General features: G+C 74.8%; 20 protein-coding genes. 13 read left to right on the plus strand and 7 right to left on the minus strand.

Features of this window, described 5'->3' with window-relative positions:
• The first annotated feature begins 93 nt into the window (after nt 1–93).
• The 6 genes from ACI791_RS10060 to smc all read left to right on the plus strand — a co-directional run bounded on the left by ACI791_RS10060 (nt 94) and on the right by smc (nt 6,676).
• Entirely contained in the window at nt 94–720 is a 627-nt protein-coding gene (locus ACI791_RS10060; RefSeq protein ID WP_456585918.1) for a YceD family protein, read from the plus strand.
• Nucleotides 721–722: 2 nt separating this feature from the next.
• Nucleotides 723–902, plus strand: a complete 180-nt coding sequence (rpmF, locus tag ACI791_RS10065; RefSeq protein WP_014377519.1) for a 50S ribosomal protein L32 — start codon at nt 723–725, stop codon at nt 900–902.
• Between the two features lie 10 nt (nt 903–912).
• Entirely contained in the window at nt 913–1,695 is a 783-nt protein-coding gene (rnc, locus tag ACI791_RS10070) for a ribonuclease III (RefSeq protein WP_456585919.1), read from the plus strand.
• Nucleotides 1,696–1,699: 4 nt separating this feature from the next.
• Nucleotides 1,700–2,605 carry a bifunctional DNA-formamidopyrimidine glycosylase/DNA-(apurinic or apyrimidinic site) lyase gene (gene mutM, locus ACI791_RS10075; protein WP_456585920.1) on the plus strand — a complete coding sequence of 302 codons (906 nt, stop codon included), beginning with the start codon at nt 1,700–1,702 and terminating at the stop codon, nt 2,603–2,605.
• 165 nt (nt 2,606–2,770) lie between these two features.
• On the plus strand, nt 2,771–2,962 hold the full coding sequence (locus tag ACI791_RS10080) for a hypothetical protein (RefSeq protein ID WP_347057597.1): 192 nt from the start codon (nt 2,771–2,773) through the stop codon (nt 2,960–2,962).
• Nucleotides 2,963–3,109: 147 nt separating this feature from the next.
• Entirely contained in the window at nt 3,110–6,676 is a 3,567-nt protein-coding gene (gene smc / locus ACI791_RS10085) for a chromosome segregation protein SMC (protein WP_456585921.1), read from the plus strand.
• Nucleotides 6,677–6,681: 5 nt separating this feature from the next.
• Here the strand turns inward: smc and ACI791_RS10090 are convergent, their stop codons facing one another.
• Complete coding sequence (locus tag ACI791_RS10090) at nt 6,682–7,497, minus strand: endonuclease/exonuclease/phosphatase family protein (protein WP_456585922.1); 816 nt, start codon at nt 7,495–7,497, stop codon at nt 6,682–6,684.
• A 13-nt stretch (nt 7,498–7,510) separates the two neighbouring features.
• A complete protein-coding gene (locus tag ACI791_RS10095; protein ID WP_456585923.1) occupies nt 7,511–9,184 on the minus strand; it encodes an alkaline phosphatase D family protein in 1,674 nt (557 codons plus the stop codon).
• 81 nt (nt 9,185–9,265) lie between these two features.
• On the opposite strand from ACI791_RS10095, the gene ftsY reads away from it, so the two are divergent.
• Nucleotides 9,266–10,492 (plus strand): signal recognition particle-docking protein FtsY, encoded by a 1,227-nt coding sequence (gene ftsY, locus ACI791_RS10100; protein WP_456585924.1) that lies wholly within the window; start codon nt 9,266–9,268, stop codon nt 10,490–10,492.
• A 21-nt stretch (nt 10,493–10,513) separates the two neighbouring features.
• On the opposite strand, the gene ACI791_RS10105 is transcribed toward ftsY, so the two are convergent.
• From ACI791_RS10105 to ACI791_RS10120, 4 genes are read right to left on the minus strand one after another with little or no spacing between them, the layout of a single operon-like run.
• Nucleotides 10,514–11,257, minus strand: coding sequence for an energy-coupling factor ABC transporter ATP-binding protein (locus ACI791_RS10105; protein WP_456585925.1), 744 nt, complete (start codon nt 11,255–11,257; stop codon nt 10,514–10,516).
• Complete coding sequence (cbiQ, locus tag ACI791_RS10110; RefSeq protein WP_456585926.1) at nt 11,254–12,036, minus strand: cobalt ECF transporter T component CbiQ; 783 nt, start codon at nt 12,034–12,036, stop codon at nt 11,254–11,256. Before cbiQ ends, ACI791_RS10105 begins: the two co-directional genes overlap by 4 nt.
• A gap of 1 nt (nt 12,037) precedes the next feature.
• Entirely contained in the window at nt 12,038–12,349 is a 312-nt protein-coding gene (locus ACI791_RS10115) for a PDGLE domain-containing protein (protein WP_347057589.1), read from the minus strand.
• Nucleotides 12,346–13,047, minus strand: coding sequence for an energy-coupling factor ABC transporter permease (locus ACI791_RS10120; protein WP_347057588.1), 702 nt, complete (start codon nt 13,045–13,047; stop codon nt 12,346–12,348). The genes ACI791_RS10115 and ACI791_RS10120 overlap by 4 nt, the downstream gene beginning before the upstream one ends.
• A 265-nt stretch (nt 13,048–13,312) precedes the next feature.
• Here ACI791_RS10120 and ACI791_RS10125 point away from each other — a divergent pair, with 265 nt between their 5' ends.
• From ACI791_RS10125 to ACI791_RS10150, 6 genes are all read left to right on the plus strand, one after another.
• Nucleotides 13,313–14,635, plus strand: coding sequence for an ammonium transporter (locus ACI791_RS10125; RefSeq protein ID WP_456585927.1), 1,323 nt, complete (start codon nt 13,313–13,315; stop codon nt 14,633–14,635).
• Entirely contained in the window at nt 14,632–14,970 is a 339-nt protein-coding gene (locus tag ACI791_RS10130; protein ID WP_347057586.1) for a P-II family nitrogen regulator, read from the plus strand. Before ACI791_RS10125 ends, ACI791_RS10130 begins: the two co-directional genes overlap by 4 nt.
• Nucleotides 14,971–15,078: 108 nt before the next feature.
• The gene (locus ACI791_RS10135) at nt 15,079–17,448 is read left to right on the plus strand and encodes a [protein-PII] uridylyltransferase (protein ID WP_456585928.1); all 2,370 of its coding nucleotides are present in this window, start codon (nt 15,079–15,081) and stop codon (nt 17,446–17,448) included.
• Nucleotides 17,449–17,532: 84 nt separating this feature from the next.
• Nucleotides 17,533–17,724, plus strand: a complete 192-nt coding sequence (locus tag ACI791_RS10140) for a hypothetical protein (RefSeq protein WP_456585929.1) — start codon at nt 17,533–17,535, stop codon at nt 17,722–17,724.
• Between the two features lie 137 nt (nt 17,725–17,861).
• Complete coding sequence (ffh, locus tag ACI791_RS10145) at nt 17,862–19,439, plus strand: signal recognition particle protein (RefSeq protein WP_347057583.1); 1,578 nt, start codon at nt 17,862–17,864, stop codon at nt 19,437–19,439.
• Nucleotides 19,436–20,545, plus strand: a complete 1,110-nt coding sequence (locus ACI791_RS10150; RefSeq protein ID WP_456585930.1) for an amidohydrolase family protein — start codon at nt 19,436–19,438, stop codon at nt 20,543–20,545. Before ffh ends, ACI791_RS10150 begins: the two co-directional genes overlap by 4 nt.
• A 27-nt stretch (nt 20,546–20,572) precedes the next feature.
• Here the strand turns inward: ACI791_RS10150 and ACI791_RS10155 are convergent, their stop codons facing one another.
• On the minus strand, nt 20,573–21,961 hold the full coding sequence (locus ACI791_RS10155; RefSeq protein ID WP_456585931.1) for an LCP family protein: 1,389 nt from the start codon (nt 21,959–21,961) through the stop codon (nt 20,573–20,575).
• Nucleotides 21,962–22,064 lie beyond the last annotated feature (103 nt).

Below are 22,064 nucleotides of genomic sequence, written 5' to 3' on the forward strand. Positions count from 1 at the left end.
CGGGGGATCGGGTAGTCTCGGCCCCTGGTCCGACCGCCGGTGGCTTCCCGCCCCGGCCGGCCACCTCTCCCGCTCCCGACCGCGAGTACTGACATGCCTGCCGCTTCCCCGAACCGCTCCGGCGCCGCGTCCCCCGAGGACCGGCGTCCCTCGGCCAACCCCTGGAGGTTCGACCTCCGGGAACTGGGTCGTCGCGCGGGCTCCATGCACGAGCTGGACCGCACCGCGCCCGCTCCGGAGGGCTGGGGCCTGGAGCTGATCCGCGTCCCCGGGAACGCCGACGTCCACCTGCGGCTGCGGCTGGAGTCGGTCATGGAGGGCGTGCTGGTCAGCGGGGACCTCGAGGTCCCCGTCGTGGGTTCCTGCGCCCGCTGCCTCGAGCCGATCGAGGACACCCTGACCCTCGACGTCCAGGAGCTCTACGCCTACGCGGGCAGCACCACCGAGGCCACCAGCGAGGAGGACGAGGTGCGCCGGGTCGAGGGCGACTTCCTCGACCTCGAGCCCCTGGCACGGGACACCGTCGTTCTGAGCCTCCCGTTGTCGCCGGTCTGCTCGCCGGACTGCGGCGGCCTGTGCGTCGACTGCGGCCGGCGCATCGACGACCTGCCGGAGGACCACACCCACGAGGTGACCGACCCCCGGTGGGCCGCCCTCGCGGAGCGTTTCGCTTCCTCGCCGGGCACCCCCGGCGAATCCACCACCCCAGAGGAGAACTGATCGTGGCCGTTCCGAAGCGGAAGATGTCGCGCGCCAACACCCGCATGCGCCGGTCGCAGTGGAAGGCCACCGCGCCGACCCTGTCGCCGTGCCCGAACCGTGCCTGCGGCGAGCTCAAGCCCCCGCACCAGGCCTGCCCGACCTGTGGCCAGTACGACGGTCGCCAGGTCCTCTCGGTCTGACCGACCGGACGTGACCGCCGTGGGGACGACGGCCGCCGAGCACCCTCCCGAGGGTGCCGCCGACGGCCGTCCCCCGGCCTCTCCCGGTGGAGCGGAGCATGCCGAGCGGGCCGCCGCCTGGCTGAAAGACGCCCTGGGCGTCGAACTGCCCGACGGGCTGCTGCCCCTGGTGCTCACCCACCGGTCCTTCGCGTACGAGAACGGCGGCCTGCCGACCAACGAGCGCCTGGAGTTCCTGGGCGACTCGGTGCTCGGCCTGGTCGTCACCGACGAGCTCTACCGCAGCCAGCCCGACCTGCCCGAGGGTCAGCTGGCCAAGCTGCGTGCCTCGGTGGTCAACATGACGTCGCTGGCCAAGGTCGCCCGGCGGCTGGGCGACGGCGGGCTCGGCCCGCACCTGCTGCTCGGCCGCGGTGAGGAGACCACCGGCGGCCGGGAGAAGGACTCGATCCTCGCCGACGCCCTGGAGGCGCTCATCGGCGCGATCCACCTGGGTTGCGGCCTGGACACCGCCTCGGCGGTCGTGCACCGGCTGTTCGACCCGCTGCTGGTCGAGTCGGCCACCCGCGGCGCCGGCCTGGACTGGAAGACCAGCCTGCAGGAGCTCGGTGCCGCCCGCGGGCTCGGTGCGCCGCTCTACCGGGTCGACGACGAGGGCCCCGACCACGCCAAGACCTTCAGCGCCGCCGTGCTGCTCGCCGGCATCGTCCGGGGCACCGGGACCGGCCGCACCAAGAAGGCCGCCGAGCAGGAGGCCGCCGAGGTCGCCTGGCGCGCCCTGTCGGAGGAGTAGTCCCGTGCCGGAGCTGCCCGAGGTCGAGGTGGTGCGCCGGGGCCTGGAGCAGTGGGTCGCCGGCCGGACGGTGGAGACCGTCGAGGTGCACCACCCCCGAGCGGTGCGGCGGCACCTCGAGGGCGCCGACCACTTCGTGCAGGCGGTCACCGGGCGCACCTTCACCGCCGCGCACCGGCGGGGGAAGTACCTCTGGCTCCCGCTCGCCGAGCCCGACGGCACGCCGTCGGGCCGTGCCATGGTCGGGCACCTGGGCATGAGCGGGCAGCTCCTGGTCGAGAAGCGCTCCGCCCCCGACGAGCCGCACCTGCGGGCCCGGTTCACCTTCACCGACGGCGGCCGCGAGCTGCGCTTCGTGGACCAGCGCACCTTCGGCGGACTCGCGGTGGAGGAGTGCGCGCGGGGCGGTGGGGCGGGTGGGCCGGCAGAGGACGACCTGCCCGGCCGGCTCGCCCACATCGCCATCGACCCGCTGGACCCGGCGTTCGACGTCGACGGCTTCACCGCGGCGCTCCGCCGGCGCCGCACCGAGGTCAAGCGCGCGCTGCTGGACCAGACCCTCATCGGCGGGGTCGGCAACATCTACGCCGACGAGGCGCTCTGGCGCGCCCGGCTGCACGGCGCCCGGCCCACCGACAGGCTCACCCGCCCGCAGGTCGCCGCGCTGCTGGAGGGCGTCCGGGACGTCCTCGGGGAGTCGCTGGCGCAGGGCGGGACGTCGTTCGACTCCCTCTACGTCGACGTGAACGGGCAGAGCGGCTACTTCTCGCGTCACCTGGCCGTCTACGGGCAGGAGGACCGGCCCTGCCCGCGGTGCGGCACGGCCGTCGTCCGGGAGCAGTTCATGAACCGCTCCAGCTACAGCTGCCCGGTCTGCCAGCCCCGCCCCCGGGCGCGACGGAAGGCCTGAGCCGTCACCCGGACGTGACGAAGACGACACCACCCGGACACCTGAGCCCCGCGTGGCCGCCGTTGACCTGGGGATCGGCGGGTGTCACCCTGGGATGACCAGACCCGCGCCGACCGGTCTCCGGGGCGCCGGTCACCCCTCTCGCTTCGAAAGGCCGTCACAGCCATGGCCAAGGCCCTGTTCGGTTCGATCGTCACCCCCGCGGAACTCCGGGTAGTCGAGGAGAACGCGGTCCTCCGCGCCAAGGTCCGCCGGCTGGAGCTCGAGCTGGCCGAGCTGCGCGCCCAGCGGGACGCCGCCATCGCCCACGAGCTGCTCTCCATGGCCGGCGACAACGCCGAGCCCGCGCTCGCCTGAGAACGGACCGCATCCTTCGCTCCCCGCACGCTCGGGGCCGCGGCGCCCTGGACGGGCCGGCGGTGGTGTCCTGCTGACCGTCACTCGCGTACCAGCCGCCCCGCGGGACACCTGACCGCGCCGTTCCGGCGCTAGAGTCCTCTTCCCGTGCACCTGTCGAGCCTCACGCTGAAGGGCTTCAAGTCCTTCGCGTCCGCCACCACGCTGCGGCTCGAGCCCGGGATCACCGCTGTCGTCGGCCCCAACGGGTCGGGCAAGTCCAACGTCGTCGACGCCATCTCCTGGGTCCTCGGCGAGCAGGGGGCGAAGAGCCTGCGCGGCGGCAAGATGGAGGACGTCATCTTCGCCGGCACCGCCGGCCGCCCCGCCCTCGGCCGGGCCGAGGTCACCCTGACCATCGACAACTCCGACGGCGCGCTGCCGATCGAGTACACCGAGGTGTCGATCACCCGCCGCATGTACCGCTCCGGGGAGAGCGAGTACGAGATCAACGGCGACAAGGTGCGCCTGCTCGACGTCCAGGAGCTGCTGAGCGACTCCGGCATCGGCCGGGAGATGCACGTCATCGTCGGCCAGGGTCAGCTCGACGCCGTCCTCTCCGGCCGCCCGGAGGACCGGCGCGCCTTCGTCGAGGAGGCCGCCGGCGTCCTCAAGCACCGCAAGCGCAAGGAGAAGGCGCTCCGCAAGCTCGACGGGATGCAGGCCAACCTCGACCGGCTGGCCGACCTCACCGCGGAGCTCCGCCGTCAGCTCAAGCCACTGGGCCGGCAGGCCGAGGTGGCCCGCCGCGCGGCCGGGGTCCAGGCCGACCTCCGCGACGCCCGCCTCCGGCTGCTCGCCGACGACCTCGTGCAGCTCCGCGACGCGCTGGACCGGGACGTCGCCGACGAGACGGCGGCCCGCGAGCGTCGCGCCGTGGTGGAGCGTGACCTCGCCGTCGTCTCCCGCCGGGAGTCCGAGCTGGAGAGCGGGCTCGCCGTCGGCGCCCCGCGGCTCCAGGCGGCGTCGGACACCTGGTACCGGCTCTCCGCCCTCGGGGAGCGCTTCCGCAGCGCCTCCCAGCTGGCCGCCGAGCGGCACCGCCACCTCTCCGCGGCCGCGCCGGCGGCGGCGAGCGGCCGCGATCCCGAGCAGCTCGACGCCGAGGCCGAGCGCGTCGCGACGACCGAGGCCGAGCTCGCCGCCGGGCTGGCCGCGGAGCGCGAACGGCTGGCCCGGGTGGTGGCCGGCCGCACCGACCTCGAGCGATCGCTGGCCGAGGCGGAGAAGGCCTGGGTCGCGGCGGCCCGCGCGCTGGCCGACCGCCGGGAGAGCCTGGCCCGCCTGTCCGGTGAGGTCGCCGCGGCGCGCTCGCGGGTGGGCGCTGGGCAGGCCGAGATCGACCGGCTCGCCTCCGCCGCGGCCGAGGCCGCCGGCCGTGCGGAGGTCGCCGCCGAGCGGCTGGCCGACCGCCGGGGGCAGGTCGCCGAGCAGGAGGACACCGACGTCGCGCTCGTCGCGGCGCACGAGGACGCCGTGGCCGCCCACGCCGCGGCCGCCCACCGGGTGACCGAGCTGGCCGAGGCCGAGCGGGCCGCGGAGCGCGACCGCGCCTCGTGGCAGGCCCGCCGGGACGCCCTCGCTCTCGGGCTGACCCCGGCCGACGGCGCGGCCGCGGTGCTCGGCGCCGGGCTGGCCGGCGTGGTCGGCCCGCTGCCCGAGCAGCTGACCGTCACCCCCGGCGACGAGGTCGCCGTGGCCGCCGCGCTCGGGGGCATGGCCGACGCCGTCGTCGTGTCGGGCGTGGCCGAGGCCGCCGCGGCGCTGGCGCACCTGAGCGGCAGCGGCGGGGGTCGCGCCGGCCTGCTGGTCACCGGTGGGCTGCCGCCGGTCCCGCGGGACGGCTGGCCCGAGCTCCCCGACGGCGCCCGCTGGGCCCTGGACGTGGTGCGGGCACCCGGGCCGCTGCGGCCGGCCCTCGCGCGGGCTCTGGAGCGGGTCGCCCTCGTCGCCGACCTGGACGCCGCCGTCCGGCTGGTCCGCACGCACCCCCGGGTGCGCGCCGTCACCGCGACCGGCGACCTCCTCGGCGCCGACTGGGCGCTCGGTGGGCAGGCCGACGCGCCCTCGAACCTGGAGCTGCGTGCGCGGGTCGACGAGGCCGCCGCCGAGCTGGCCGCCGCCACCGCGCACGCCGCGCAGCTCGCCGACGAGCTGGCCGAGGCCCGGCGCACGGCGCAGGAGCGCTCCGCCGACGTCGACGCCGCCCTGGCCGCCCGGCAGGCCGCCGACCGCAGCCGCTCCGCCGAGGCCGCCGCCCTGGCCGAGCTGAGCGCCGCGGCGCGCTCGGCCGCCGCCGAGGCCGAGCGGCACGCGGCCGCCCGGGTGCGGGCCGAGGAGTCGCTGGAGCGGGCCGCGACCGCGCTGTCGACGCTGGAGGGCCGGCTCGCCGAGGCCCAGGCCGCTCCGGTCGAGGACGAGCCGCCCACCGAGGACCGCGACCGGCTGCGAGCCGAGGTGGCCGCCGCCCGGCAGGCCGAGACCGAGGCCCGGCTGGCCGTGCGCACCGCCGAGGAGCGGGCGCGGGCGCTGCAGGGGCGTGCGGAGTCGCTGCGCCGCCAGGCCCGGCAGGAGCGGGCGGCGCGGGAGCGGGCCGCCGCGGCGCGGGTCGCGCGGGAGCGCGGCGCGGCCGTGGCCGCCCGCGTGCGACGGGACGCCGAGGCCGCGCTGGCCGCCCTCGGGGCATCGCTGTCCCGCGCCGCGGCCGAGCGGGACGCCCTCGCCGCGGCCCGGAGCTCGGCGGAGGCGGAGCTGCTGGAGGTGCGCGGCCGGGTGCGTGCGGCCACCGCGGAGCTCGACCGGCTCACCGACGAGGTGCACCGCGACGAGGTGGCCCGCACCGAGCAGCGGTACCGCATCGAGTCGCTGGAGAGCCGTGCCGCCGAGGAGTTCGGCGTCGACCTGCCGACGTTGGTGGGGGAGTACGGCCCCGCGACGCCGGTGCCCCCGGCGCCCCAGCTGGTCGCCGAGGCGGAGGCCGCCGGGCAGCCGGTGCCCGAGCCGCAGCCCTACGACCGGGCGGTGCAGGAGCGGCGGGTCGCCCGCGCCGAGCGGGACCTCGCCACCCTCGGCAAGGTCAACCCGCTGGCGCTGGAGGAGTTCGCCGCCCTGGAGGAGCGGCACACGTTCCTCGCCACGCAGCTGGAGGACCTCAGGAACACCCGCAAGGACTTGCTGACCGTCGTCCGGGAGGTCGACGGGCGCATCCACGACGTCTTCGCCGCGGCCTTCGTCGACGTCGCCCGCGAGTTCGAGCAGGTCTTCGCCACCCTCTTCCCCGGAGGCTCGGGCCGCCTGGTGCTCACCGACCCGGAGCACATGCTGACCACCGGCGTGGAGGTGGAGGCGCGCCCGCCCGGCAAGAAGGTGAAACGGCTGTCGCTGCTCTCCGGCGGGGAGCGGTCGCTGACGGCGGTCGCGCTGCTGGTGGCGATCTTCCGCGCCCGCCCCTCGCCGTTCTACGTGCTCGACGAGGTGGAGGCGGCGCTCGACGACGTCAACCTCGGCCGGCTGCTGGTGCTCGTGGAGCAGCTCCGCGCCACCTCGCAGCTGATCATCATCACCCACCAGAAGCGGACGATGGAGATCGCCGACGCCCTCTACGGCGTCAGCATGCGCGGCGACGGCATCACCGGCGTCATCAGCCAGCGGCTCCGCGAGGCCGAACCCGCCTGACCCGCCTAGACGCCGCTGCGGACCTCCAGGTCGACGACGACCGGGAGGTGGTCCGAGGCGCCCTCGGCGTCGAGCACGTAGGCCCCGGCCACCGCGACCCCGGAGGAGACCCACACCTGGTCGATCCGCCGGTGCGGGGACCGCGCGGGATGGGTCTTGCCGGCGTCGGCCTGCCAGAACCGCCAGCCCGCCTGGTCGTCGCGGGCCCGCGCCAGCCGCCAGGCGTCGGTGAACCGCTGCCGCAGCACGTCGAGCTCCGGGGCGTCGGGCTCGGTGTTGAAGTCGCCGACCAGGACGCCGGTCTCCATCGACTCGGTGTGCAGCCCGGCCAGGGTGGCGACCTGCGCGGCCCGCTCGTCGGCCGACCGGGTGGTCAGGTGCGTGGCGGTGATCCACAACGCGCCGCCGTCGAGCTCCACCATCGTCCGCAGCGCGCTGCGGGGCTCACCGCGGCCGGGCAGCGGGTGCACGTCGCTGATCAGGATCGGCAGCCGGGACAGCAGCGCGTTGCCGTACTGCCGGGGCGGCTGGTCGCCGGGCCGCTCCTCGTCGATCGCCGGCCCCCACGCCAGCTGCATGTCCAGCGCCCGGGAGAGCAGCAGCGCCTGGTCGACGTCCTCGCTCCGGGCGCCGTAGTGGCGGTCCACCTCCTGCAGGCAGATGACGTCGGCGTCCACCGAGGCCAGCAGCGTGGCCAGCCGGGGCAGGTCGTGCCGGGCGTCCGCGCCCACGCCGTGGTGGGTGTTGAAGGTGACCAGCCGCACCGGGATCGGGGGCTGGTCGGGACCAGGGGCCGGCTTCCCCCCGTGCGCACCACTCATGCGTCGCAGCCTGTCACCCGTCGGACAGCGGCTCGTCGAGCACCTGCCGCAGGTGCTCGTCGCCCCGCTCCGACACCGACAGCAGGAACCGGGCCTCCCGGCCGCTGAGCACCAGCTCACCGATCTGGTTGCCGAAGTAGGGCCCGGCCTTCTTGTCCCACTCCAGACCGGTGGGCTCGGCCTTGACCAGCCGCGCCAGGCGCTCGGTCCACCGGCGCGCCGCCCGGCTCCAGCCGATTTTGAAGCCGACGCGGATCGGATGCGGCGCCTGGTTGTGCAGCGGGGAGACGGTGAGCTGGTGCACCCGGGCCCGGAGCCCGCCGGGACGCACCAGTTCGGCGGCGTAGGCGTGGTGGACGTCGCCGGAGAGGACCAGCGCCGTGGCGGGAGCCCGGCCGTGCTCGCCCCGGGCGACCGCGGTCAGCGCCGCGCCCAGCCGCTCGAAGGAGTGCCCGAAGGCCGACCAGTGCTCCAGGTCGGCGGCCTGCCGGATCGCCTCGGCGATCCGGCCGCGCCAGTGGCCGTGGTGCCGCACGTTGAGCGTCTCGTTCCACCGCTCCAGGTAGTGGATCGCGTGCGGCAGCAGCCAGGGCAGCGAGGTGCCGACGACCAGGTGCTCCACGCCCTCGTCCACGGCGCGGCGCATCGCCGCCTCCACCCAGGCGAACTCGTCCTCGTCGAGCATCCGGCGGTGCTGCTCCTCCAGCACCCGGCCGGCCCGGCTGTCGACCATGATCAGCCGGACGTCGCCCCAGTGCCGCACGAAGCTCCACCGGATCGTCGCCGGTTCGGCGTCGGCCAGCTCGGCCATCTCGCGCAGCAGGGGCTCGGCGTCCCGGGTCGGGTCGTCGGCGCTGATGCCCTGGACCGCCTGCCAGGTCTTGTGCTCCGCCAGTTCCCGCGGGCTGAGGTTGCCCAGGTGCTGGTAGATCCAGTAGCTGATCAGGCCGCCGGTGATCCGCCCGCGCCACCAGGGCTCCTGCGAGGCCGTGGCCCGCCAGGCCGCCGAGGTGTTCCAGTCGTCGATCATCTCGTGGTCGTCGAAGATCATCGACGACGGGATCGTCGACAGCAGCCACCGCACCCGGGGGTCCTGCCAGGACTCGTAGTAGAGCCGGGTGTACTCCTCGAAGTCCGCGACCTGGTCGGCCATGGCCCGGCGCTCGGCGCTGCGGTCGCGCCGGCGGTGCAGCAACGACTTCGTGTGCTTGCTCAGCTCGTCGGCGTACACCTGGTCGCCGAGGAGGACCAGCGCGTCGGGCCAGCGGTCCTCCGGCAGGGCCGCCACCTGCTTGGCGTAGAGGTCCAGGGCGTCCGGGGGGATGCCCTCGGAGGCCTCGACGGTGTGCGGGCTGGCGTAGCGGCAGGAGCCGAAGGCCAGCCGGAACGCCCCCGGGCCACCCGGCGTCCGGATCCGGCTGGCCGGGAAGGCCGGGTCCTCGGGCGGCCACACCCGGACGTCGTCGAGCCGGACCTCGTACGGCGTGGTGCTGCCGGGCGCGAGGTCCTCCACGACGACCAGCGCGTAGTGGTGGCCGCCGACGCAGAACGTGCGTGCCCTGCGGCCGAGGACGTCGACGGTGCACGGCCGGTCGGTCTCGACCCACACCGTGGCGGAGACCGGGTCGACGTGCCGCAGCAGGGGGCCGAGCAGGAGCCCGGGGGACGACCGGTCGGGGACGGACATGCCCACAGCCTGGCCCATGAACCTGCATCCCGCCGCAGTGTCCGCTGGAAGGCCGTCTGCGCGGGCTGGGAGACTCGGCCCATGGAATTCGTGCTGATCGCGATCGCGATCCTGGTCGTCGCACTGATCCTCGGCGTCAGCCTCCTCGTCGGCCGCGGCCGGCGGACCACGCGCCTCGACGACGACGCCGTCAGCGGCACGACCCTCACCCGGCCGCGGCCGCCGGCGCCGCCGGCCGATGAGCGGCGGCCGACCGGTGCCACCGCCTCCGGTCTGGGCCTGCCCGACGTCGCACAGCCCGACGCGGTCTCCCCGGATGCGCCGCCGGCCGTCGAGTTGCCCCCGGCCGAGCCCGAGCCGGGCCTGGTCTTCGACACGCCGCTGCCCTCGGCCGGCCGGCTGGTGCGGCTGCGCTCCCGGCTGGCCCGCTCGCAGTCCTCGCTGGGCCGCGGCCTGCTCACCGTCCTGGCCCGGGAGAAGCTGACCGAGGACGACTGGGAGGAGATCGAGGAGACCCTGCTCGCCGCCGACGTCGGCGTGGCGGCCACCACCCAGATCGTGGAACGGCTGCGCACCCAGTCGATGGTGCTGGCGACCGCCTCGGGGGCGGACCTGCGCGAGCTGCTGGTGCGCGAGCTGACGGCCGTGCTGGGTCCCGACCTCGACCGCTCCCTCGGCACCGCCCGCTCCGAGGGGCGGCCGGGTGTGGTGCTGGTCGTCGGGGTGAACGGCGCCGGCAAGACCACCACCGTCGGCAAGCTCGCCCGCGTGCTCGTCGGTGACGGCAGGAGCGTCCTGCTCGGCGCCGCGGACACCTTCCGCGCCGCGGCCGCCGACCAGCTGGAGACCTGGGGCGAGCGCGTGGGCGTGCTCACCGTCCGCGGCCGGGAGGGCGGCGACCCCGCAGCCGTCGCCTTCGAGGCGGTGCGTACCGGCGTCGAGGCGGAGGTGGACACCGTCGTGGTGGACACCGCGGGGCGCCTGCACACCAAGTCGGGGCTGATGGACGAGCTGGGCAAGGTCAAGCGGGTCGTGGAGAAGCAGGCGCCGGTCACCGAGGTGCTGCTGGTCCTCGACGCCACCACCGGGCAGAACGGCGTCGTCCAGGCGCGGGTGTTCACCGAGGCCGTGACCGTCACCGGGGTGGTGCTGACCAAGCTGGACGGCACCGCGAAGGGCGGCATCGTCGTCCGCGTGCAGCAGGAGCTCGGGATCCCGGTCAAGCTCATCGGTCTCGGCGAGGGCCCCGACGACCTCGCGCCCTTCGAGCCGCGGGCGTTCGCCGAGGGGCTCGTCGGCGAGATCTGAGCAGGCGACGCGTCCGCCGGCTCAGCCGGCCGGCGTGAAGCCGTACGGGAGCTCGAGCCGGTGCGCGGCCAGCAGCGGCGCGTCGGTGAGCAGCTCGCCCGTCGGGCCGTCGGCCACCACGGTGCCGCCGTCGAGGATCACCGACCGGGCGCACAGCTGGGCGGCGTAGGGCAGGTCGTGGGTGACCATCAGCAGGGTGACCGGGAGGTCGGCGAGCACCTCGGCCAGCTCGCGGCGGCCGGCCGGGTCCAGGTTCGAGGACGGCTCGTCGAGGACGACGATCTCCGGCTGCATCGCCAGCACCGTGGCGACGGCGACCCGGCGGCGCTGCCCGAAGGACAGGTGGTGCGGGGGGCGGTCGGTGGTGTCGGCCATGCGCACCGTCTCCAGCGCGGCGGCCACGCGGGCGGCCACCTCCTCCTCGGGCAGGCCGAGGTTGCGCGGGCCGAACGCCACGTCCTCGCCGACGGTCGGCATGAAGAGCTGGTCGTCGGGGTCCTGGAACACCACGCCGACCCGGCGGCGGATCTCCTGGAGGGTCTTCTTCTGCACGGGCAGGCCGGCGACGGTCACCTGCCCGCGGCCGGCCCGCAGGATGCCGTTGAGGTGCAGCACCAGCGTCGTCTTGCCCGCGCCGTTGGGGCCCAGCAGCGCGACCCGCTCGCCGCGCTCCACCCGCAGGTCCACGCCGAACAGCGCCTGGTGCCCGTCGGGGTAGGCGAAGGCGAGGTCCTCGACCAGCAGGGACGGCGGAGGTGCGGTCACCCCAGCAGCATCCCCGCCAGCAGCACCGCGGCCGCCACCAGGGGCAGGGCGAGCGCGAGCGCCCACTCCCGGGGCGCGACCGCGGCCGACGGTCCGGCCGGCACGGTACCGCGGTAGCCGCGGCTGAGCATCGCCAGGTGCACCCGCTCGCCCCGCTCGTAGGACCGGACGAACAGGGCGCCGGCGGTGGCGCCGAGCACCCGCAGTCCGCGGAGCCCGCCGCCGGTGAAGCCGCGGGACTCCCGGGCCACCCGCATCCGGTGCAGCTCGCCGCCCACGACGTCGGCGTAGCGGATCATGAACATCAGGATCTGGACGAGCACCTGCGGCAGCCGCAGCCGCTCCAGCCCGCGGAGCAGCGCCCGGGGCTCCGTCGTCGCGGCGAGCACGGTGGCGGCCAGGACCGACAGCGTCGCCTTGGCCAGCAGCCCGCCACCGGCCGCCAGGCCGGTCCCGGAGAGGGAGAGCCCGAGAACCTCGACGCGGGGCCCGCGGGCGACGAACGGCATCAGGACGGCGAACGCCACGAACGGCACCTCGACGACCAGCCCGCGCAGCAGCCGGCCGGGACCCACCCCCGCCAGCGCGGCGGCGCCCAGGACGGCGAGCAGGTACCCGGCGTAGGCGGCCGGGGCCCACGGGGCGTGGACCGGGGTGGCGACCACGACGACGGCGAACGCCAGCACCGCGACGAGCTTGACGTGCGGCTGGAGGCGGTGGACGAGGGTGCTGCCCGGCAGGTAGCGGGCGGTCAGGGTGCCGCCGTGGCCCGCTCCCACGTCAGTTCCGGCCGGAGGCGGCGCCACGGCGGCGGAGCAGCCAGGTCACGCCGCCGGCGAGGCCGAGGGTGAGCAGGACACCCACGACCCCGGCGGTGCCGGCCGAGAGCCGGTTCTCCTCGCCGTCGACCAGGTAGTCGGCGAACGGGGAGCCCGCCGTGGCGCTCTCCTCGGCGGTGTGCGCGAAGCCGGACTGCTCGGCGGCCCACTCGAGGCCGTCGGGGGAGGCGCTGGCGTACCAGCTGCCGATCCCCGCGACGACCAGGGCGGCGACCAGCCCGGCGATCCAGAGGCTGCGACCCCGGCGGTTCACCGGGCCACCTCCGCGCCCGCCGGACGGCGGTCCTCCAGCACGGTGGCGGTGCGCAGGCCGCGCGCCCCGTGCACGAGGTCGGGCCGGACGGCGAGCACCGCACCGACCACCGCCACCGTGATGGCGGCCTCGCCGATGCCGATGAGCAGGTGCACGCCGGTCATCGCCGACGCGACGGTGCCGAGCGGCAGGTCGACCGTGCCGCCCAGGGCGAACAGCCCGACGAACGTCAGGGCGGCTGCGGGTACCGAGAGGAAGGCGGCCGCGCCGGACGCGGCCAGCACGCCGGTGCGGGTGCGGGGGAGCACCGCCGCCAGCCCCCGGAACACGCCGTAGCCGACCACCACGGCGAGCAGGCCCATCAGCGTGACGTTGGTGCCCAGGGCGGTCAGCCCGCCGTCGGCGAACAACACGGCCTGCACGAGCAGAACCGCGGTCATGCAGAGCACGGCCGTCCACGGGCCGACCAGGACAGCGGTGAGCACGGCGCCGATGAGGTGGCCGCTGGTGCCGGCGGCGACGGGGAAGTTGATCATCTGGCCCGCGAAGACGAAAGCCGCGGTGAGCCCGGCGAGCGGGGCGGTGCGGTCGTCGAGCTCGGCGCGGGTCCTGCGGAGGGCCAGCGCGACCGTCCCGGCGGCGAGCGCGCCGGTGGCCACGGAGGTGGGGACGTCGAGGAAGCCATCGGGGACGTGCACGGGGTCGACCTTATTGCACAACGTTTGCAACTAGCGACCCGCCGACGTCCGGACGGAGTCATCGGCACCCCGTCCCGAGCCGCCGCAACACGCCTGCAACGAAAGGGTCGGACACGCGGTGCGGAGTTCACGACCCGGAAACGCGATGCCGACGTCGCCGGAAACAACGGCCGGGCACGGTGAACGCCGCATCGCCCCTCCCGCACCCGGGGCGGCGCCCCACCGATACGGCCGCCCGGCCGACGACCCGACACAGGAGGTTGCCGTGCTCGACACCGGCAATACCGCCTGGATCCTCACCAGTGCGTCGCTCGTGCTGCTGATGACCCCAGGCCTCGCGCTGTTCTACGGCGGCATGGTCCGCGCCAAGAGCGTCTTGAACATGATGATGATGAGCTTCGGGGCGCTGGCGCTGATCAGCGTGCTGTGGGTGCTCTGGGGCTACTCGATCGCCTTCGGGGACGACATCGGCGGCGGCCTCCTGGGCAGCCCCTTCGAGTTCTTCGGGCTGAACGGCCTCATGGAGGACACCGACGCCGCGCTGCCGACCATGGCCTTCGTCGGCTTCCAGTCCGTCTTCGCCATCATCACCGTGGCGCTGATCTCCGGTGCCATCGCCGATCGCGCGAAGTTCGGTGCCTGGATGGTCTTCGCCGGCATCTGGGCGACCGTCGTCTACTTCCCGGTGGCGCACTGGGTCTTCGCCTTCGACGGCGACGACGTGGTCGGCGGCTGGATCGCCAACGACCTGGCCGCGATCGACTTCGCCGGCGGCACCGCCGTGCACATCAACGCCGGTGCGGCGGGCCTGGCGCTCGCCCTGGTGCTGGGCAAGCGGCGCGGCTTCGGCCGTGAGGCGATGCGCCCGCACAACCTGCCGCTGGTCATGATCGGCGCCGGGCTGCTGTGGTTCGGCTGGTTCGGCTTCAACGCCGGCTCCGCGCTGGCCGCCGACAACACCGCCTCGGTGGTCTGGGTGAACACGCTGGTGGCCACCGGCGCGGCGACGCTCGGCTGGCTCGTGGTGGAGAAGATCCGCGACGGTCATTCGACCTCGCTGGGCGCCGCCTCCGGTGTCGTCGCCGGCCTGGTCGCGATCACGCCGGCCTGCTCCGCGGTCTCCCCGATCGGCGCCATCATCATCGGCGCGATCGCCGGTGCGCTCTGCGCCCTGGCCGTGGGCCTGAAGTACAAGCTGGGCTACGACGACTCGCTCGACGTCGTCGGCGTCCACCTGGTCGGCGGCCTGTGGGGCACCATCGCCATCGGCTTCTTCGCCGACCCCGACGCCCCCGCCGGTGTCCAGAGCCTCCTCTACGGCGGCAGTGTCGACCAGCTCTGGCGCCAGGTCGTGGGGGCGGTGGCCGTCCTCGCCTTCTCCTTCGTCCTTACGCTGGTCATCGGGCTCGTCATCCAGAAGACGATGGGCTTCCGCCTCACCGAGGACGACGAGGTCACCGGCATCGACAACGTCGTGCACGCCGAGTCGGGCTACGACTTCGCCTCCCTCGGCGGCAGCGGTTCCACCGCCCCACTGGCCGGCCAGGCGCGTGCCGAGGCCCGCAACACCGAGAGGACGCTGGCATGAAGCTGGTCACCGCGATCGTCAAGCCGTTCAAGCTCGACGACGTCAAGAACGCGCTCGAGCTGATCGGCATCGCCGGGCTCACCGTCAGCGAGGTCCAGGGCTTCGGCCGTCAGCGGGGTCACACCGAGGTCTACCGCGGGGCGGAGTACCAGGTGGACTTCGTGCCGAAGGTCCGCATCGAGGTGGTCGTCAGCGAGCTCGACGCCGCCCGGGTCGTGGACGCCGTCGTGGAGTCCGCCTCCACCGGCCAGATCGGCGACGGCAAGGTCTGGGTGACCTCGGTCGACGAGATCGTCCGGGTCCGCACCGGCGAGCGCGGCGACGACGCGCTCTGACCGGAGCTGATGTGGCAACTCGCGCGTAGCGCACCCGTCGGCCGGGGTGGTGGGATCGCCCGCCACCCCGGCCGACGCCTTTCATCCGGGCCGTACCGAGGGGGAGTCGTGCTGGACACCGAGGCGTTGCCGGGGCTCGGCCGCGCGGAGCGGGTCGAGGCCCTGGACGGGTGGCTCACCGGGCTGCTCGGCGACGCCGTCGCCGGAACCCCGCCGCCCCGGTCGCGGCGTGGTGGGCCACCCCCCCGGACGGGCACCGACGGCCTCGCGCTGGTCGCCGTCGGCAGCCTCGGCCGCCGGGAGCTCCCGCCGCACGGTGACCTGGACCTGGTCCTGGTGCACGAGGACCGGCCGGAGATCGCCGCCGTCGCCGATGCCCTCTGGTACCCGGTCTGGGACGCCGGCCTGCGCCTCGACCACTCGGTCCGGTCGGTGGCCGAGGCGGTCACCGTCTCCTCCACCGACGTCAAGGCCGGGCTCGGTCTGCTCGACGCCCGGCTGGTGGCCGGGGACGCGGAGCTGGCCGCCCGGCTGCGGACGGCGACGCTCGCCAGCTGGCGGCAGCACGCCTCGCGGCTGATGCCGCAGCTGCGCGACCTGCGCCGGGAGCGGGCCCGCCGGCTGGGGGAGCTGGCGTTCCTGCTCGAGCCCGACCTCAAGGAGGCATACGGCGGGCTGCGCGAGGGCCAGGTGCTCCGGGCAGCGGCCGCGGCGCAGCTCGCCGACGAACCCACCGCCGAGGTCGAGCAGGCCTACGCCTTCCTGCTCGACGTGCGCGACGAGCTGCGCCGCCGGTCCGGGCGGGCGTCGGACGTCCTCGTGCGCCAGGAGCAGCGCGCGATCGCCGCGACCCTGGGGCTGGCCGACGAGGACGTCCTGCTGCGTGAGGTGAGCCTGGCGGGACGGCGGCTGAGCTTCGTCGCCGACGAGACCTGGCGCCGGGTGGAGGCCGCGCTGGTCCGCCGACCGCGCGGGCGATACCGCCGGGTGCGCCGCGAGCCGCTGGCCGAGGGCGTCGTCCGGCAGGGCGACGAGGTGGTGCTCGCCCGCGACGCCCACCCCGCCACCGACCCCGGGCTGGTGCTGCGGGCCGCCGCCGCGGCGGCCCGCGCGGACCTGCTGCTCTCCCCGTACACCCTCAAGGTGCTCGCGGTGCACAGCCCGTCGTTGCCCGAGCCGTGGCCGCCGGAGGCGCGGTGGTCGTTCCTGCGGATCCTGGCCAGCGGACGGTCGGCGGTCCCGGTGCTGGAGCAGCTGGACCAGGAGGGCCTGCTCTCCCGGCTGCTGCCCGAGTGGGACCGGATCCGGTCGCTGCCGCAGCGCCACCCGTGGCACCGGTACACGGTCGACCGCCACCTGATCGAGGCCGCGGCCGCGGCCAGCGAGCTGACCCGTGACGTCGACCGGCCCGACCTCCTGCTGGTCGCGGCCCTGCTGCACGACATCGGCAAGGGGTGGCAGGGGGACCACAGCGTGGTCGGGGAACCGATCGCCGCGGAGATCGGCGCCCGCATGGGCTTCTCCGAGCCCGACGTCGCCGTGCTCGGCACGCTGGTGCGCCACCACCTGCTGCTGCCCGCGACGGCGACCCGGCGCGACATCGACGACCCCGCGACCATCGAGCGGGTCGCGGCCACCATCGGCCACGACGCCACGGTGCTGCAGCTGCTGCACGCCCTGGCGCAGGCCGACGGCGCCGCCACCAGCGCCTCGGCGTGGTCGCCGTGGAAGGCGCACCTGGTCGCGGCGCTGGTCGCCCGGGTGCAGGCCGCCCTGGGCGGCCCGCAGCTGGCCGAACCCGACCCAGTGCTCCACCCCACCTCGGCGCAGGTGACCACGTCCGCCCCCGACATCACCGGCGTCACCCGGTCGGTGACCGTCGGGATCGAGGAGGTGGCCGACGGCCAGCAGGTGACCATCGGCGCCCCCGACCAGCCGGGGTTGCTCAGCACCTGCGCCGGCGTGCTGGCGCTCAACCAGCTCGACGTGCGCGCGGCGAAGATGACGGTGGCCGACGGATACGGCACCGGGGTGTTCGCGGTGCGGCCGCGGTTCGGCCGCGCGCCGGTGCCGGAGATCCTCGCCGACGGGGTGCGGGCGGCGCTGGAGGGGACGCTGTCGCTCCCCGAGCGGCTGCGGCAGCGGGAGGTCGACTACCGCGAGGAGGCGCGGTCCGCGCCACCGCGCATCTCCTGGCACAACCACGAGGTCAGCGGCCGAGCGACCGGAATCGTCGAGGTGCGGGCCGGGGACCGGGCCGGGCTGCTCTACCGGCTCACGGCGGCGATCGCGAGCGAGGGGCTGGACGTGACCTCCGCCCGCATCGAGACGCTCGGTGGTGACGCGGTCGACTGCTTCTACGTGTGCAACCCGTCCGGCTCGCCGGTCGACCCGCAACAGCGGGAGCGGGTGGATGCGGCGCTGGTGGCGGCGACGCGCGGGCCCGCGGTGGCGGTGGGCCCCGACACGTCGTCCTGAGGTCCTCGGTCCTGTCAGTGGTGCGTGCGAGCGTCGCGGGGCGGACCGGGACGGACCGGTCCCACCTACCGAGAGGAGTTCGTCGTGGACAGCCGCCAGTGGCCCTGCCCCGCCTGCGGGGAGGACCGGGACTTCGTGCAGCCGCCCTGCGTCGACGGGCACACCGAGGACGGCGGCGAGTGCCCCGAGTGGGCCTGTGCCGACTGCGGCGCCGCGCTGGTCGCCGGGGACGCCGCGGTGGTGCCCGCGGTTGCCCGGCTCGGCCGCGCAGCCTGAGGAAGGGCACTCCCACCCTGCATCGCTCGCAGGCTCGCGGCGGGACCCTCCGGGAGAACCGCCCCTTCCTCGCCACTCGATACGCTGGGGATCAGGTGGTGCGGCGAGCCCGCGCCCGTGACTCCTGAGGACGTGCTGTGTTCGAGACCCTTTCCGACCGCCTCGACAAGGTCTTCACCGGCCTCCGGGGCAAGGGTCGGCTCTCCGACGCCGACATCGACGCGACCGCGCGCGAGATCCGCATCGCGCTGCTGGAGGCCGACGTCGCGCTGCCGGCGGTGCGAGCCTTCATCGCCGCCGTCAAGGAGCGCGCCCGGGGCGCGGAGGTCTCGCAGGCGCTGAACCCGGCGCAGCAGGTCGTCAAGATCGTCAACGAGGAGCTCATCCAGATCCTCGGCGGCGAGACCCGCCGTATCCGGCTGGCCAAGCAGTCGCCCACGGTGATCATGCTGGCCGGTCTGCAGGGTGCCGGTAAGACCACCCTCGCCGGCAAGCTGGGGCGCTGGCTGAAGTCGCAGGGACACACGCCGCTGCTCGTGGCCGCCGACCTGCAGCGCCCCAACGCGGTGAACCAGCTGTCGATCGTGGCCGGTCAGGCCGGGGTCGACGTCTTCGCGCCGGAGCCGGGCAACGGCGTCGGCGACCCGGTGCAGGTGGCCCGCGACTCGATCGAGCACGCCCGGCGCACCATGCACGACGTCGTCGTCGTCGACACCGCCGGCCGGCTGGGCATCGACGCCGAGCTGATGCAGCAGGCCGCCGACATCCGCGACGCCGTCACGCCCGACGAGACCCTCTTCGTCGTCGACGCGATGATCGGCCAGGACGCCGTCACCACCGCCCAGGCCTTCCAGGAGGGCGTCGGGTTCAGCGGGGTCGTCCTGACCAAGCTCGACGGTGACGCCCGCGGTGGTGCCGCGCTGTCGGTGCGGTACGTGACCGGCCAGCCGATCATGTTCGCCTCCACCGGCGAGAAGCTCAGCGACTTCGACGTCTTCCACCCCGAGCGGATGGCCTCGCGCATCCTCGGCATGGGCGACATGCTGACGCTGATCGAGCAGGCCGAGCGGACGTTCGACGCCGAGCAGGCCGAGCGGATGGCGGGCAAGCTCGCCTCCCGCGAGGGCTTCACCCTCGAGGACTTCCTCGAGCAGATGATGGCCATCCGCAAGATGGGGCCGATCGCCAACCTGCTCGGCATGCTCCCGGGCGCGGGCCAGATGAAGGAACAGCTCAAGCAGGTCGACGACCGCGACCTCGACCGCACGGCGGCGATCATCCAGTCGATGACGCCCGAGGAGCGGGTCAACTCGAAGATCATCAACTCGTCCCGCCGGGTGCGCATCGCCAACGGCTCGGGCGTGACGGTCACCGAGGTCAACGGCCTGCTGGAGCGGTTCGCCCAGGCCCAGAAGATGATGGGCCAGATGGCCGGCAGCATGGGCCTGCCCGGCATGGGCCCGATGTCGAAGAAGGCGCGCGGCCGGCAGATGCAGGCGCAGTCGAAGAAGGGCAAGGGGAAGAAGGGCAAGGGGAAGGGTGGCCCGGCCCGCCGTCCCGTGGGCGCCCCCGGGCTGCCGCCCGGCGCCGGCTTCCCCGGCGGGGCGAACCCGTTCGGTGGGGGCGGGATGCCCGGGCTGCCCCCCGGCCAGGGCATGCCCGACCTCACCAAGCTCAACTTCGACCAGTTCAAGGACGAGCGGCCGGGCCGGTGACCGCCCCCGCATCGGTGGGGCGGGTGAGGGCAGCGCTGCACCTGTCCGGTGTGGTGCTCCCCGAGGGGGAGCACCACGACGTCTGGGTGCGCGACGGGCGGTTCACCTTCGAGCCGGTCCCGGGCGCGGAGACGGTGAGCCGGGGCGGCTGGCTGCTGCCCGGCCTGGTCGACGCCCACTGCCACGTCGGCATCGCCCGTGGCGGCGGCCACGTCGAGGACCTCGCCGCCGCGCGCACCCAGGCGCTCGTGGAGCGGGACGCCGGGGTGCTGGCGCTGCGCGACTGCGGCTCGCCGGTCGACACCCGGGCCCTCGACGACGACCCCGACCTGCCGACGATCATCCGGGCGGGGCGGCACATCGCGCGCACCCGCCGGTATCTCCCGGGGCTGGGCGTCGAGGTCGAGCCCGAGGAGCTCGTCGAGCAGATCCGGCTGCAGGCGCGCCGGGGCGACGGCTGGGTGAAGCTGGTCGGCGACTGGATCGACCGGTCCGTCGGCGACCTGGCGCCGGAGTGGCCGGCCGACGTCCTCGCCGCGGCGATCACGGCCGCGCACGAGGAGAGCGCCCGGGTCACCGCGCACACCTTCGGCACCGATGCGCTGCCGGCGCTGATCGAGGCCGGGATCGACTGCATCGAGCACGGCACCGGGCTGACCGAGGAGCTCATCGGCGAGATGGCCCGGCGCGGCACCGCCGTCGTCCCGACGCTGGTGAACGTGGAGAACTTCCCCGGGTTCGCGGCGGCGGGGGAGAATAAGTTCCCCAGCTACGCCAGCACGATGCGGCGGCTGTACGCGAACTCCGGTGCGGTGGTGCGGGCCGCCTACGAGGCGGGCGTCCCGGTGTTCGCCGGCACCGACGCCGGCGGTGGCATCGACCACGGTGTCATCGCCGACGAGATCCGGGCGCTGTGCCAGGCGGGCATCCCGGCCGAGGCGGCGCTGGCGGCGGGCTCGTGGCAGGCGCGGGAGTGGCTGGGGCTGGGCGGCATCCAGGAGGGGGCGAGGGCCGACGTCGTGGTCTACGAGACCGACCCGCGCGCCGACCTCGACTCGTTGCAGCGACCGCAGCGAACGATCCTCCGCGGCCGCCTCGTCGGCTGATCGTCCGCCCGCCGGGAGCGGCAGACGTCAGTTGATGCAGCCGGTGTCGGCGGCGGTGCGGGCGTCCTCGCCCGCACCGGCTTCCGCCGGCGGCTGGACGTCGGTGGCCTCCCCGACGCCGTTGAAATCCGCGCCCAGGACGAGCTGCACGGTGCCCGGCGTGGCGTCGCCGACGACCTCGGTGACGGCGCCGGGGACGGCGGCGGCGACCGTGGCGGCGAGGGTCTCGTCGCCCGCGGCGTGCCGGACCACCGTCTGCAGGTAGTCGGAGGAGTCCGCGTTGCCGGTGGAGACCACGGTGAACCCCTCGGCGTCGAGCTCGGTCTCCGCCTGGGCGGCCAGCCCACTGGCCCCGGAGCCGTTGAAGACGGCCACGGAGACCTCCGAGGGGTCGACGGTCTCCGGCGGGGCGGCGTCCTCGGATGCGGGCTCCTCGGGTTCGGCCGACAGCTCCGCGAAGAACTGGCGCAGCGTCTCCTCCTCCTCGAGCCGGACGATCGACTTGTCGCCTTCCCGATCCACCCCGAGGTTCGGCACGGTCTGGAACTCGATGCTGCTCGTGGTCACCGACTGCATCTGCTCGGCGAGCTGGAGCAGGTCCAGGTCCTCGTCCACGGTGATCGACTCCGCGGCGGCCTGGACCAGCTCCCGCTGCTTGCCGAGATCGAGCAGCACGTCCTCGGAGAGCATCGTGCGCAGGACGCCGGCGATGAAGACCTGCTGGCGGACGATGCGGTCGAAGTCGCCCCCGGGCAGGCCGTGCCGCTGGCGGACGAACTTCAGCGCGTCCGCGCCGCTGATGGTCTGCGGTCCGGCCGGGAAGAAGGCCCCGGACCACTCGCGGTCGTCCACCGCGGTGCACAGGTTCACCTCGACGCCGCCCACGACCGAGCTGAGCTCGAAGAAGCCGAGCAGATCCACCTCGGCGTAGTGGTCGATCTCCAGCCCGGTGAGCCGGCTGATGGTCCGGACCAGCAGCCGGGCCCCGGCGGCCTGGCGCTCGGTCTGGTCGGCGCTCCCGGCATCGGCGTAGCCGTAGGCGTACGCGGCGTTGAGCTTGTCCCAGCCGTAGCCGGGGATCTCGACCCACGAGTCGCGCGGGAAGGAGACGAACGATGCCCGGGACCCGTCGGCGGGCACGTGCACCAGGATCATCGTGTCGGTGTTGACCCCGGAGTCGGTGCCGGCGTTGAACTCCGCCAGCTGCTCGTCGGTCAGGTTGCTGCGGCTGTCGTTCCCGACCAGCAGCAGGTTCATCGCCTCGCCGGCGTCCCCGCTGTCCTCGTTGCCGTCGGCGGGGATGGCGTCGGTCCGGTTCACCGTCGCGTCGGCGACCTGGCCGAGGTACCAGCCCCAGCCCGAGCCGGCGAGCAGCACCACCGAGAGGAGCCCGGCGACGACCCGGCTCGCGACCACGAGGCGGCGGCGGCGGCCCAGCGGTGGCGGCCCGGCGGAGTCCGCACGCGCACGGGAACGCGGCCGCCCGCCGGCGCGCGGGTCGAGGCGTGCGGGCAGCGGT

The organism is Blastococcus sp. SYSU DS0973 (assembly GCF_054051055.1).